13 protein-coding genes are annotated in these 12,716 nt (G+C 63.6%); 9 read left to right on the top strand and 4 right to left on the bottom strand.

The window, feature by feature from the left end; all coding sequences use genetic code 11:
* Window positions 1–89: 89 nt before the first annotated feature.
* A complete protein-coding gene (ruvA, locus tag Pan44_RS04275; protein WP_145027589.1) occupies window positions 90–722 on the top strand; it encodes a Holliday junction branch migration protein RuvA in 633 nt (210 codons plus the stop codon).
* Between the two features lie 79 nt (window positions 723–801).
* Here ruvA and Pan44_RS04280 read toward each other — a convergent pair whose 3' ends face one another.
* Window positions 802–1,851 carry a PIN/TRAM domain-containing protein gene (locus Pan44_RS04280; RefSeq protein WP_145027591.1) on the bottom strand — a complete coding sequence of 350 codons (1,050 nt, stop codon included), beginning with the start codon at window positions 1,849–1,851 and terminating at the stop codon, window positions 802–804.
* A 355-nt stretch (window positions 1,852–2,206) separates the two neighbouring features.
* Here Pan44_RS04280 and Pan44_RS04285 point away from each other — a divergent pair, with 355 nt between their 5' ends.
* A complete protein-coding gene (locus tag Pan44_RS04285; protein WP_145027593.1) occupies window positions 2,207–3,136 on the top strand; it encodes a diacylglycerol/lipid kinase family protein in 930 nt (309 codons plus the stop codon).
* 15 nt (window positions 3,137–3,151) lie between these two features.
* Here the strand turns inward: Pan44_RS04285 and Pan44_RS04290 are convergent, their stop codons facing one another.
* The gene (locus tag Pan44_RS04290) at window positions 3,152–4,093 is read right to left on the bottom strand and encodes a GHMP family kinase ATP-binding protein (protein ID WP_145027595.1); all 942 of its coding nucleotides are present in this window, start codon (window positions 4,091–4,093) and stop codon (window positions 3,152–3,154) included.
* Window positions 4,094–4,282: 189 nt separating this feature from the next.
* Between Pan44_RS04290 and Pan44_RS04295 the strand changes: the two genes are divergently transcribed.
* The 4 genes from Pan44_RS04295 (at window position 4,283) to Pan44_RS04310 (ending at window position 6,672) form a co-directional block, all read left to right on the top strand.
* Window positions 4,283–4,834 carry a response regulator transcription factor gene (locus Pan44_RS04295; protein ID WP_197453836.1) on the top strand — a complete coding sequence of 184 codons (552 nt, stop codon included), beginning with the start codon at window positions 4,283–4,285 and terminating at the stop codon, window positions 4,832–4,834.
* A gap of 70 nt (window positions 4,835–4,904) precedes the next feature.
* Complete coding sequence (locus Pan44_RS04300) at window positions 4,905–5,477, top strand: FHA domain-containing protein (protein ID WP_145027598.1); 573 nt, start codon at window positions 4,905–4,907, stop codon at window positions 5,475–5,477.
* Window positions 5,477–6,112: an RsmD family RNA methyltransferase gene (locus Pan44_RS04305; RefSeq protein WP_145027599.1), complete on the top strand. Its 636-nt coding sequence runs from the start codon at window positions 5,477–5,479 to the stop codon at window positions 6,110–6,112. The genes Pan44_RS04300 and Pan44_RS04305 overlap by 1 nt, the downstream gene beginning before the upstream one ends.
* On the top strand, window positions 6,109–6,672 hold the full coding sequence (locus Pan44_RS04310; protein ID WP_145027600.1) for a DUF1499 domain-containing protein: 564 nt from the start codon (window positions 6,109–6,111) through the stop codon (window positions 6,670–6,672). Before Pan44_RS04305 ends, Pan44_RS04310 begins: the two co-directional genes overlap by 4 nt.
* A 12-nt stretch (window positions 6,673–6,684) precedes the next feature.
* Here the strand turns inward: Pan44_RS04310 and Pan44_RS04315 are convergent, their stop codons facing one another.
* The gene (locus Pan44_RS04315) at window positions 6,685–7,821 is read right to left on the bottom strand and encodes a DUF3365 domain-containing protein (RefSeq protein ID WP_145027601.1); all 1,137 of its coding nucleotides are present in this window, start codon (window positions 7,819–7,821) and stop codon (window positions 6,685–6,687) included.
* A gap of 149 nt (window positions 7,822–7,970) precedes the next feature.
* Here Pan44_RS04315 and Pan44_RS28060 point away from each other — a divergent pair, with 149 nt between their 5' ends.
* Complete coding sequence (locus Pan44_RS28060) at window positions 7,971–8,093, top strand: hypothetical protein (RefSeq protein WP_261342597.1); 123 nt, start codon at window positions 7,971–7,973, stop codon at window positions 8,091–8,093.
* Between the two features lie 112 nt (window positions 8,094–8,205).
* Window positions 8,206–9,990 carry a DUF885 domain-containing protein gene (locus Pan44_RS04320; protein ID WP_145027602.1) on the top strand — a complete coding sequence of 595 codons (1,785 nt, stop codon included), beginning with the start codon at window positions 8,206–8,208 and terminating at the stop codon, window positions 9,988–9,990.
* Between the two features lie 63 nt (window positions 9,991–10,053).
* Here Pan44_RS04320 and Pan44_RS04325 read toward each other — a convergent pair whose 3' ends face one another.
* Complete coding sequence (locus tag Pan44_RS04325; protein ID WP_145027603.1) at window positions 10,054–12,009, bottom strand: redoxin family protein; 1,956 nt, start codon at window positions 12,007–12,009, stop codon at window positions 10,054–10,056.
* Between the two features lie 214 nt (window positions 12,010–12,223).
* On the opposite strand from Pan44_RS04325, the gene moaC reads away from it, so the two are divergent.
* On the top strand, window positions 12,224–12,700 hold the full coding sequence (gene moaC / locus Pan44_RS04330) for a cyclic pyranopterin monophosphate synthase MoaC (protein ID WP_145027605.1): 477 nt from the start codon (window positions 12,224–12,226) through the stop codon (window positions 12,698–12,700).
* The last annotated feature ends 16 nt before the right edge of the window (window positions 12,701–12,716 follow it).

The following is a 12,716-nucleotide window of genomic DNA, read 5'->3' on the forward strand; positions in this document are numbered from 1 at the left end:
GTCGATGTTCATTCGCGGGAAGAGGCCCCCGACCCAGTCTGTGCTACCATCCGCCCGGATTCTCACCGCCTGAACGGATTCGCACTTCGATGATCTCCCGCATTACCGGAACCCTCACCCGACTCAACGGCCTGGATGCCTATGTGGAACTCGGCGGGCTCGAGTATCACATCTACGTCCCCGACTTCGTCCGCCGTCAGCTGCAGACGAAAGTCGGCGAGCCCGTCAGCCTCCGGACCGTCGACTACATCGAGGGCAACCCCCAGAAGGGGGGACGCATGGTGCCCCGGCTCATCGGATTCCAGAGCGAGGTGGAACTCGAGTTCTTCGAGCTCATCTGCTCGGTCGACGGCGTCGGCGTCAAGAAGGCGCTCAACGCGATGGTCAAGCCGGTCAAAGATGTCGCCCTCGCCATTGAAGAACAGGACGCACGCCTGCTCGCCGCCCTCCCCGGAATCGGCCCGGCCATGGCCGAACGCATCATTGCCAAGCTGCGCCGAAAGATGACGCGTTTCGCCCTCATGGTGCAGCGCGACTCCGCCGCCGAGCATGCGACGACTCACGATGTCATCAACGATGGTCACGATGCCCTGATCGCCCTGGGGCACTCGGCCGCCGACGCCCGCGAGAAAATCGAGCAGGCCCTCCGCAGTCAGGGTAAGTTCAAGAGCGTCGACGAACTGATCCAGGCCATCTACCGGAACGAGCGCAAATCGGGCTGAGTTGCACCAGCCCCGCGCCGGCGAAAAGCGCGCAAAAGAAGCCCGGCTTCCAGGAAGAAACCGGGCTTCGCAGATGTCGTCAGGTGCGGACGCTGGAGATCGAATCGGACATTTTGCAGAACAGCATGCGGCCGGCGCTGTTCTGAAGGACGCTCGTCACCACGGTGTCGATCTCGTTGCCGATCTGCTTGTTCCCCTGCTCGACGACCACCATCGTCCCGTCGTCGAGGTAGCCCACGCCCTGGCCCGCCCCTTCCCCTTCTTTGACGACGCGGATCCGCACCTGCTCGCCCGGAAGAAACCGGGGCTTCAGGGCGTTCGCCACGTCGTTCAGATTCACGACGCTCACCCCCTGCACGCCCGCGAGCTTGTTGAGGTTGAGGTCGTTCGTCACCAGCCGGCCGTTGAACTCCCGCGTGATCTCGATCAGCCGCTGGTCGACCGATTTCCCCTTCACCGAGTCGGTCTCGTGCACCTTCACGTCGATCTTCGGGTCCTGCTGCAGCTTCCGCAGCACATCCAGCCCTCGGCGGCCGCGGCTGCGACGAACCTTGTCGTGGCTGTCGGCAATGTCCTGGACTTCATGCAGGATGAACTGCGGCACGAGGATCTGGCCGTCCAGCATGTTCGTGTCGACGACGTCCGCAATCCGGCCGTCGATCAGCGCGCTCGAATCCAGAACGAGAGGCCGGGCCCCTTTCAGCTCGCGCTGGAACTCGACATAAGGAATGACGAACCGGAACTGGTCCTTCGTCTGCAGCAGGAAACTGATGCAGATGTAGGGCAGGATGATGACGGTCAGCAAACGCACGCCGTCCTGCAGTTTTCCAAGGTTGGGATTGTCGAACTTGTCCTCGCTCACAAACGCCGGCTCGAGGGCCAGGTTCAGCAGGTAAGCGAGCAGCACGCCGATCAACAGCCCGAAATAGATCGCCGACATCACCTCGACCCGCTTGCGCGGGATCAGGATGTCGATCAGCAGGAACGTCATCGGGATCAACAGGAACCCGGCGAAGGCCAGTCCCTGATGATTCGCGATCGACGGCGGCGCATTCGATGAAAACACCCAGGCGAGCACCGCACCGGCGCTCACCATGATGTAAAGCATGCGGATGACGAACAGCAACATAGTTGGATTCAAGCCAGGCAGAGGAAGTGGGCGCTCGTCACGAAGGAGCGGAGATCAGCCACTCGATGCCCCATTGCCGCCTCAAAGCAGCCCAAGGCAATGGAGTCATCGGTTCTGGTTCTACGCCGGCATCCACGCCTCTGGTTGGAGGGCGAGCGACTTGTGGAACGCATACTGTACGCCGCTCAGGATCGGAATTCCACGGACGGATCGCCTCCCGGAACGACGTATCTTCCGCATCTGATGACCAAATTTTATCCCGACACAACTTTTGTTTTCTGGACAACCCCGCGTGTGACCTCGCCGACGAAAACGCCTCAGACGACACCTCCCGTTCTGCCGATTCTCCCCCGAAATGTCAGATTTCTCTGAAATAGCAGCGAATTCGGCCCCCTGGGTCGCCATTCAGCGAAATCCGTCTTCCGGGTCGGGGAAGGGGGCCAGGCAGCTCCTGCGTTTGATCCGGGCCCTCAAGAAACACGGTCTCAGGCCGCGGCTCTTTTCGCGCCGGGCCGACCTCGAGGCCGCCGTCCGCAACCCCCTCCGCCGGCCAGCCCTCAGGGCCATCGTTGCCGCCGGCGGAGACGGAACGGTCATCGATGTCGTGAACCGGTTCCCCGGACATCCCATCGCAGTTCTCCCGCTCGGCACCGAAAACCTGTTCGCACGCGCCCTCGGACTGACATGCGATGGCGAACGCCTGGCAGGCATCATCGCAGCCGGCACAGTCTCCCGGTTCGACTGCGCACGGGCGAACGGCCGCCGGTTCCTGGTGGTCGCCAGCACTGGCTTCGATGCCGAGGTGATCCATCTCGCCCACGCTCGACGGACCGGACGGATTCGCCGCTGGTTCTACGCCCTGCCAATTACCACCGCGCTCGCCAGGTATCCGTTTCCCCCCGTCACCGTCCAGTTCGACGACGACCCGACGCCGCACACCGCCTGCCTGGTTCTGGTCGCCAACCTGTCGCGATACGCGCTCGGCCTGCCGATCGCTCCCCACGCCAGTGGGCACGATGGGCTCCTCGATGTCTGCCTCTTCCAGTGCCCGGGACGCTGGCGCTTGTTTCGCGATCTCATGGCCGTCCTGCGCGGGACGCACCTGAAAGAGCGGCATGTCGTCATGCGGCAGGCGAAACGGATCGTCATCGCCGGAGAACAGCCCGTCTGCGTACAGATCGATGGCGATCCGGCCGGCCAGATTCCGGTCACCATCGAAATCGAGCCATCCGCGATCGAAGTCTTCACGCCCGGAGAAGTGCAGAGCCCGGTTCGGAACAACTGAAGGACGTCCGTCACCTCACAGGCGACTGATCGTCGCCCCGTCGTTCTTCGGGCGCGCGATCTGGACGGACGCCGAAGGCGGAATCTGTTGCACCAGCTCTTCCGCGGCTTCGGCGCTGTCGCACACGACGGCGAGCGTCGGCCCCCAGGACGTCTGGGCAATTCCCTTCACGCCTCGATCGCGAAGCAGCTTCCAGATCGGGAGCGACGCCGGATGGACGACGCCCCCCTGGCACGCGCTGAACGCTTCCCCGACGAGGACGCCATATTCGTCCAGCGCCTCCGCGAACGCCGGACAATCTCCCTGCCGGACCGACGGAATCACTCCGGTCAGAAGAATGCGGGACAGGCGGTCGCTCAGCGCTTCGCTGAACGACGGCAGGCATTCAAAGACCGCCGCTTCCTTCTCCCCCGTGAAGCCTTCAGCGACCGGCGGGCGAATGAGGACGAACCTCCATCCCGAAGGGATCTCGACGCGTGCCGCGAGCGCCCCGATCGCGTCGCCGGGATGCTTCCCCGCATCGACCAGCAGTCCCCCCTGGTCAAAACCGTGAATTCCGACCGCCGACCGCAGGCCGCGCCCCACGAGCTCCGCCATCTCCGTCGCCGGTCGACGTGGAAGTCCGGCTAGTTCACTGGCGCCCGCCGCAACGGCGAGCGCCAGTTGAGTTCCCGACCCGAACCCGCAATGCGGTGGAGGTTCTTCGTCGACGATCACTTGCGGAGGCGCCTCGCCCGACTGTGGCAGCAAACCGGCGAGATGTCTCAGGACCTGTTCGGCCCGTCCCTGCGACGCCAGGGCCGCGCCGCGTTCTTCGGAATCGGGCCCGAAATGTCCGACCCGCACTGCGGTCCGCGGTGTTTCAAGCATCACCCCCCAGCCGCCGAAATCGCGTCCACGACGCGGCTTCCAGGCCAACGGCCCGAAGTGCAGTCGACTGCCGGTGATGACCCTCATCGCGCCGGATTTCACGCCTCGGTTTCCTCCCCTGCCGACCACGACAACCTGAACTCAACCGCGACGTCCCCAATCCCCGTTGAGCGGCCGAACCGACAACTGATACCATGACGTGGTCTGTTTGACACGCCATCTGTTGTCGTCGTCCTTCAACCGGCCTGGCCGTGCGCTCAACCCGCTTCAATCGCTGTGACCGATCGCGTTGCTACTGATCTGATTGTCCATCGCGTGCTGATCGTTGATGACGATCGGAACGAGGCGGAATCGCTGCAGTCGCTTCTCAGGGAGAGGCGATTCGCTCCGGAACTCGCGCGGGACGGAGGGCAGGCCCATTCCTCGTTTGTCATGCGGCTCCCCGACGCCGTGCTCCTCGACCTGATCCTCCCCAACGGAGTGACTGGCTTCGAAGTTTGCGAACGCATGAAACGCGAGAACCGCAATGTGCCGGTCGTGATCGTGTCGGCGATCGATCGGGACGACGCCCGTGATCTCGCGGTCCGCGTCGGCGCTGATGCCTACGTCACCAAGCCGTTTGACCCCGACAAACTCGTCGCCGTCATGCTGGAGGCCGCCGAGAAATGCTGGCGCCGCAGCCATTCTGACAGTGACGCCCCCTCCTCCGACAAGGTGCGCTTCCCCTGTCCCGGCTGTGGGAAGAAGCTCAAAGTCAGCGTGTCGCACCGCGGAAAGACATTGAACTGCCCGGGATGTGCCTATCCCGCCCTGGTGCCCAACGCCTGAGGCTTCGGCCCGTTCGACGGCCCTGCCGTCGATGACGTTTCCACCCGCCTGAAGTCTGTACAATCCAAGCATGTTCTCTCTCACGGTCCAATCCGGCAAACACGCCGGCAAGAAGGTCAAGCTTCAGCCCGGCGAAGTCATCGTCGGTCGCGATGAGGCCGCCAGGCTGCGCATCGCCTCCTCCGACGTCAGCCGCCAGCACTGCAAACTGGTTGTCACCGAAGATTCCATCACCGTCGTCGAACTCGGCAGCCGGAACGGAACCTTCATCGACGGCGTGCCCATCCATCGCTCTCACGTCCTTGATCCGGGCTCGACGCTGACCGTCGGCCCGATGACGTTCCGCCTCGAAGGAGGAACGCCCCCCGCGCGGAGGCCCGAAAAAGCTAGGCTCAACGCCTCCGATTCCAAGGCCGCTCAAGGCCTGTCGGACGATGAAATCGCCTCGTTGCTGACCGACGAGATTCCGACGCTGGGAACTTCCGACACCACGATCGGCTCGGAGAACCCCACGCCACTTCGAACCTCCGCCCCGAGAACCCCCCAGCCTCCGAAAAAGACGTTTCGCACCGTGGCCGAAGAGGCACAGGAGATTATTCGCCTGCATCAGGAATCGTTGGGCAAGGGCGGGGCGGCGAACTGATGCGCATCATTGCCGGCGAATTCCGCCATCGAGTGTTGCTGTCCAACCCCGGCGAGACGACCCGTCCCATCACGGATCGCGTCAAGGAGTCGCTCTTCGCGCGGCTCGAACATGAGCTCCCCGGAAAACGCGTCGCCGACATCTTCTCAGGAACCGGCACCATCGGGTTCGAGGCGATCAGCCGCGGTGCCGCGACGGCCGTCTTCATCGACGCCGACAGAAAAGCCTTCGAGCTCCTCCGGGAGAACGTCTCGAAGCTGAAGATCGCTGAGCGCACGTTGTGCTGGATGACCAATGCCATCCGTTGCGGATACCGCCCGAAGAACGCCGGACGGTTTACCCCCTTCGACGTGATCTTCTTCGATCCCCCGTACAAGATGGCCGATGACATTCGGCCGGGCGAACCGATCTACAAGGCGCTCGAACGCCTCGCTCGTCCCGACGTCTCGGCCGACGACGCCCTGCTGGTGCTCCGTGTCCCGGAGTACGCTACCTACGAACTCCCGCCCGCCTGGAAAACCGAGTGGCAGCTCACGATGTCGAACATGCTGCTCGACGTCTGTCGCAAGCAGCCGGTCGCCGCGCCGTCGCCCGATGACGGACCGTCCACCGAAGAGGAACCGGCCACGTCATGACCGCAGGTCCCCGGGGCAGGCGTCCCGTCCCTCTCTCACCGAAGCGGAAGTGGATGCTCCGCGGCGTGATGCTCTCCGCCGTCTTCCTGTCGCCGTACCTGGTGACCTGGAACCAGCCCGCCCCGTCACTCGGGGCCTCCCTCGGAGGACTCAGTCGCTGTCCGAGAGGGCAGCACTGCGTCAGCTCCGAATTTTCCTACATCCTCACCTCAAATTTCGCCCGTCAGTTCCAGCAGCCGCTCCCCGAGCGCCCCAGCCACTTCATCGAGCCCTTCGAACTGGCTGACGATTCCATCGAGGGATGGAAACTGCTCGTCGAAACGGTTCGCAGTCAGCCCGGAGTCACAATCCTCGAAACGACCGGCTCCTATCTGCACGCGGTGAGAAGCACGACGATCTACGGTCTGATCGACGACTTCGAACTGTCGCGCCTTCACACCGGAACGGTCCTCGTGCGTTCGTGTGCCCGCCTCGGCTATTCCGATTTCGGCCGCAACCGGCGGTTCGTCGAAAAGATCCGCTCCGAGTTCGCGAAGCAGCCCCGCGAACAGTGGTTCTGATTCGAGCCAGGCTCATTTCTCCGGCGATGACCCGACGGCCACTTCGGCGCTTCCCGGGGCGTCATGCCGGACCGGCCGGAGGTCATACGAGAACGCCCCGAGCAGTGTTTTCTGTGGAACGCTGTGGCACCCCAGGCACGTTTCCGTCGCCCGGACAGCCCCCAGCATCCGAATGACGGTCGGCTCGTCTGAGGTCACGACCTCCTGGTCGTTCTCGAGCGCCGCCAGGTGCGTCCGCTCGAACTCGTCCAGCGGCCGGGTCGGCGTCTGTTCAAGTTCGTCCAGGTTCGGAAGGTCGTCGGAGACGTAAACGCGTGGCTCGTCGTGCCTCAGCAGGCTGACGAGTTCCAGCCGCGCAACCTGCCAGGTCTCGTCGTTCGCCCTGATCGGCGCGGGGGACGAGGCCACGGCATGCGGCTCAAACCCGATCACGAAATCCGGCCCGCGATCGAACCCCATCCGGTTGTCGTCAATGAACTCCTTCATGCCCGCCAGATGCAGTTGATTGAGATCACTCTCCGTCGGCTTGGCTCGCCCCGGAACCTCCCGGTTGTCGAAGCAGAGGTCCCGGGAGGCGACAGGGGTGCGGACCAGCTTCGGAAGCTCCAGCGAAGACCGGCGCACACGAACCATTCGCACCGAACCGAAGCCAGCCGCCGCCACGAAATCCTTGTAGCTCTCGTCGTGGAGCCGTTCCAGCTTCCATGCCCGCGATGCGTAACGTCTCCCTCCAGAGGTCGCGAAAGACGCGGTGCTGGCCGCCTCCCCGCCTGCCACCGGATGCTCTTCATGGAATCGCAGTCGCTCCTTGAGTGACTGAACCGGGAAATCCGCCCGCATGGCGTCGATGTCCTGAACGAGGGACCCTACGTGGCGGTGGTGCTGGATGCTTCCGATGGCAAAGGGAACAACCGCCAGCATGGCGAAGGTCGACCACTTCGCCTCGACCGCCCACGCAAAGAGCGCGAAGAGCAGCAGGCCGACACCCATGATGAACGCAGTCGGCCCCAGCCCGATGACCGCCAGGAACAGGACTGGGATCGGAACCATCACGGCCGTCGAAAAACGCCGCGAGGCGATCAATCCCACCATCAGGACGGCGCTGACCGCATAGCCGATGATGGCTGCCGCAGGGAGGAAATGGATCATTTGGGCCCTTCCATCTTTGGTGATAAATCTCGTCCCGCCAGCACTTACGCCGCCCGTCGTCACCTCATTGGGATTTTCTCCGAATCCATGATCCGCCCGCCGCCCCTCCGCGTTCCCCCTCCACCTCTCCCATCGGAAACGACGGAATCATGGAGATTTTCGAACTGCTGATCGGCGTCTGCGACATCATCGGGACCACGTTCGAGGTCGTGTCCGGCCTCGTCGATCTGGCGTCGCAACTCTTCGGTCCGGGCGAGCGACCCCGTCGCTGATCGCTTCACTTGCGACGGCCCCCCCGGTCTGCGACACCTCCCGTCATCCTCTCCTCGTCGTGATGGAGAGGATCGTCGTGGCCGGTCCACCGGCCTGCCTGGAGGTTCCGCGATGTTTCGTCTGCCGGCTCCCGTTCTTGCCCTGGCCCTGCTGGCGACCGCCTTTCTGGGATCCACGTCCATGCCCGCCTCCGCCGCGGATTCGCCCGAAGATGCCAGGCTCGCGAAGTTCTTCCAGAACTATCTCGATCTCTGGATGGCCCAGCGGCCGCTCGAAGCCACCCTTCTCGGCAACCACGATTTCGACGACGTCCTCGAAGACGTTTCTCCCGAGTCACGCAAGAACTGGGAAACCCTCGTCCGCCTCACGCTCGAAGGGCTTCCGAAAGAAGTCGACTTCCGGAAACTCTCCCGCGGTTCGCAGATCGACTACGAGATCCTGAAGCACCATCTCGAACGGACGCTCTGGGTCTGGGAGAACATCAGGCCCTTTGAAACTGATCCGCGGACGTACGGCGAATACATCACCAACAGCATCTTCCTGCCGCTGACCCAGTCGACGCTCCCCCGCGAGCAGAACGTCGCCAACGCCGCAGCGCGCATGCGGTATGCCCCTTCCATCATCGAAGCCGCGAAACGCACGATCAGGAACCCGCCCCGCGTGGTCCTCGAAACCGCGATCCGGCAGAACAAGGGGGCCATCGCCTTCTTCGAATCGGGCGTCTACGAGGTCTCCGGCGAAACGCCCGGCGTCTCGTCGTTCAAGGCCGCTTCCGCCCCCGCCATCGCCGCGCTGAAGTCCTACCAGGAGTGGCTCGAGAAAGAAGCACTCCCCAACGCCAGCGGCGAATGGCGCCTCGGCCGCGAACGCTTTGTCCGCAAGCTCGAACTCGAACTCGAAGGCGCCTTCCCGGCCGATGAAGTCCTCGCCGAGGCCGAAAGCGAATTCGCCCGCGTCCAGCGCGACATGTATGTCATCTCCCGGCAGCTCTGGTCGCAGCACTTCCCCGACAGCCCCCTCCCTCCGGACGATCAGTCGGGCCGGGCCGAAACGATCCGCAAGGTCATCGCGAAGATCAGCGAGGATCATTCCCGCCCCGAAACGCTCACCGCGGAAACGCGCGCCACCGTCGACGCCATTAAGGACTTCATTGCGAAGAAGGACATCCTCCGCCTTCCCGAGCCCGATCGCTGCCAGATCATCGAGATGCCCGAGTTCCAGCGGGGCAATTCTGTCGCCTACCTCAACCCCGCCCCCCCTCTCGACCCCGCCGCGTCGAGCATGTACGCCGTCAGTCCTCCCCCCTCCGAGTGGGACGACGCCAGAAAGGAAAGCTATCTCGCGGAATACAACCGCAGGATGCTCCTCATCCTCTCGATCCACGAAGCCTATCCCGGCCACTACGTCCAGCTCGAATACTCGAACAGGCACCCCTCGCTGATCCGCAGGATCCTCTCGTCAGGCGTCTTCGCCGAAGGCTGGGCCGTCTACACCGAGCAGATGATGCTCGATCAGGGCTTCCACGAGCGTGATCTCGGCCTCCGCCTGGTCCAGCTCAAGTTCTATCTGCGCACCGTGGCCAATGCGATTCTCGATCACAAGCTCCACGCACAGAACATGTCCGACGATGAAGCCATGAAGCTCATGGTCGACGGCGCCTACCAGTCGGAAGGGGAAGCCTTCGGCAAGCTCATCCGCGCCAAGCAGACAAGCTGCCAGCTCTCCACCTACTTCGTCGGACGCATGGCCTTCTATCGCCTGCGCCAGCAGATCCAGCGCGAGATGGGAGACGACTTCCACCTCGGCCGCTACCACGAAGCCGTCCTCGATCACGGCACGCTGCCCGTGAAATACCTGCCGGAACTCGTCCGCGAGCGACTCAAACAGCCGCGGTGAAATGAAAAGCGGCCGGCAATCGCCGGCCGCTCGGGCCTCCTGCATGGTTCCGCAAATCGCGGGCTACTTCTTCGGCTGGCCCCCCGCCGCCTTGAGCATCTTCAGCGCCTTCCCCAGTTCTTCGATATCGAGGTCGCCGCTCTTGTCGGCGTCCACCACGTCGTAGAACTGGCTGAGAAGCGGATGGACCTTCGCTTCGTCACGGCTCACCACGCCATCCTTGTCCACATCCATCTGCGCGAACGGTGTGTCGTCCGGAATTCCCGGGCCGATGATCTTCCCGGCCGCCTTGTCGGTCCGCGGAACGACGATGTCGAAATACCCGATCATCATCTCGTCCCACGACTGGTCCCCCCATTTCACCCGCTTGGAAGGATCGGGGTTGTTCAGGTTGTCCTCCGAGTTGTCGAACGACGCCGTGCACACGATCTGCGACCCCGCCGGAAGAGTGATCGGCTCGGCCAGCTCGTAGCTGGTCTGCCAGTTGAAGTCGAACCGCGGCACATCCAGCAGCGTGTCCAGCGTGCCGTCCGGCTTCTTCAACTGGAAGCGGAACGACTTGCCCCGCAGATGCATGTGCGGCGACATCGTCAACATCTCCACATCGCGAGGCGACTTCCTTGTCGACGCATGGACGACCTGGTCGTCCTTGAAGGGCTCGAGCTGGAACCGTGTGTTCACCGCCTCCGTCGTCACCACTTCGTTCGTCACCGTCGCCGGGTCCGCGTAAATCAGCCCCACCTTGCTCTGGTCCAGCGTCGCCGTGCCGTTCGGCGTGTAGTGCACCTGGAAGCGAAGCTGCGATCCCGCCGGAATCCGCTTGGCATAGCCCGGAGCAATCGGCCGCACGCGCAGCCCCGGCACATAGGCCGTCAGGAACACTTCCTGCCGCCGGTTCTCCTTGTCCGGATGCATGTACACGATGATGTGGTGCACGACCGCAGGCGCTCCGGGAACGACCTCCGCCTGCGCCAGCCACTTGTCTTCCGTCAGTTGTGGATCGACCCAGAAGTTCTGGTATTTCACTCCCTGCTTTCCCGCGTCCGCCGGAACCGGATAGGCCTCCGCCATCTGGAACACCGCGTCCGGTTCGCGGCTCAGCTGCCAGCCCTTGGTGAACGTCCGGGGCTCCGGAAGGTCCGCAGGGTCTCCCTGAGGACACCCTTCCCTCACCCAGGTCAGGATCGCCTGCTTTTCCTCGGCCGGCAGCAGGCGCGCGTTCGAGAAATGACCAAACTCCGGGCTCGCATGCCAGGGCGGCATCCGGTTCTCACGGACGACTTCCCTGATCATGTCTCCCCAGCCTGCGGCCTCTTCGTAGTCGGACAGCGCGAACGGCCCGATGTCTCCCTCACGGTGACATTCCTGGCAACGCTTCTGGAAGATCCGGACGATCTCCTTCGACCACGTCACCGTCGGCTTTTCCGTCGGCGATTGCGGACGGCCAATCAGGCAGCCGATCGGCGTCGTCTGCGGAACGGCCACCGCTTTCCCTGCGAGCAGCGAGTCCAGCGCATCGCGAAGTTCCTGGCGGTCCGCCTTGTCGCGAATCACCCCGATCTGGAACTGGTCATCGATCCGGCCGCGATAACGAATCGAGCGGTTCTGATCGAGGACGACCACTTCCGGCGTGCGCGTGGCGCCCATCTGCTCTGCCAGCTTGCTTCCCACGTCGATCAGGAACGGGTACTCAAGCCCCTGCCGCCGCACGAACGCCGCGATCTCCGTCGGCGCGTCCTGGCTGTTCGCGTCGACGCCCAGAAACGTCACGCCTTTGTCGGCGTATTCCTTCGCCAGTTCCTGCAACCGCACGGAATACTGCTTCGCGAGCGGGCATTCGATCCCCAGGAATGCCACCACGACGACCGGCTGCTTCTCGAATTCCGAGAGCTTGTACTCCCGTCCCCGGTAATCGCCGAGCGTGAAGTCGGAAACCACGGAGAGGTTCTCCGCCCCCTCCGCCGGTGACAGGCCCGCCAGGAGCATCGAGACGGCCAGAAGTGCAAACACTTGACGCATCGAAACCGAACTCCAGAAGAGGACCGCCCTTGGAACACCGCAGAGCCGGGATCCGCCCTGCGTTTTCGTCAGGAACCGGGACGCCAACCGCTCGTCATGTGAGCATGCGCCCGGCCGAGACTGGCCGAGAGAAGTTCTATACGACGGAATCGGCCGCGGCCAGATCCATCGCCGATCGTTGCACAGGCAAGGGGAGGGAAGTCACGATGCAACCATGTCTGAACTCACGCATTTCGATGAGACCGGCGCCAGCCGCATGGTCGATGTCAGCGCGAAGGCCATCACCGCACGGCGGGCGCTGGCCGAGGCCGTCGTCGAGATGCAGCCGGCCACCCTCGAACTCATTCGCGATCGCAAACACGCCAAGGGAGACGTCTTCGAAGTCGCCCGGCTCGCCGGCATCCAGGCGGCCAAGATGACCTCCCAGCTGATCCCGCTGTGCCACGTCTTACCGCTCGACGGCGCGGCTGTCCGATTCGAAGTCCTCGATGCAACCCGCCTCAGGATCGAAACCGAAGTGAAGGTCACGGCGAAAACCGGGGTCGAAATGGAAGCCCTCACGGCAGCAAGCGTGGCCGCCCTCACGGTTTACGACATGTGCAAGGCCGTCGATCGTGAGATGACCATTGCGTCCGTCCGCCTCCTGGAAAAGGAGGGAGGCCGCAGCGGACATTTCATTCGCCCCACGTAGTGCAGGGGGCGGCTCC

Origin of the sequence: Caulifigura coniformis, from assembly GCF_007745175.1 — a bacterium.
Lineage (GTDB): Bacteria > Planctomycetota > Planctomycetia > Planctomycetales > Planctomycetaceae > Caulifigura > Caulifigura coniformis.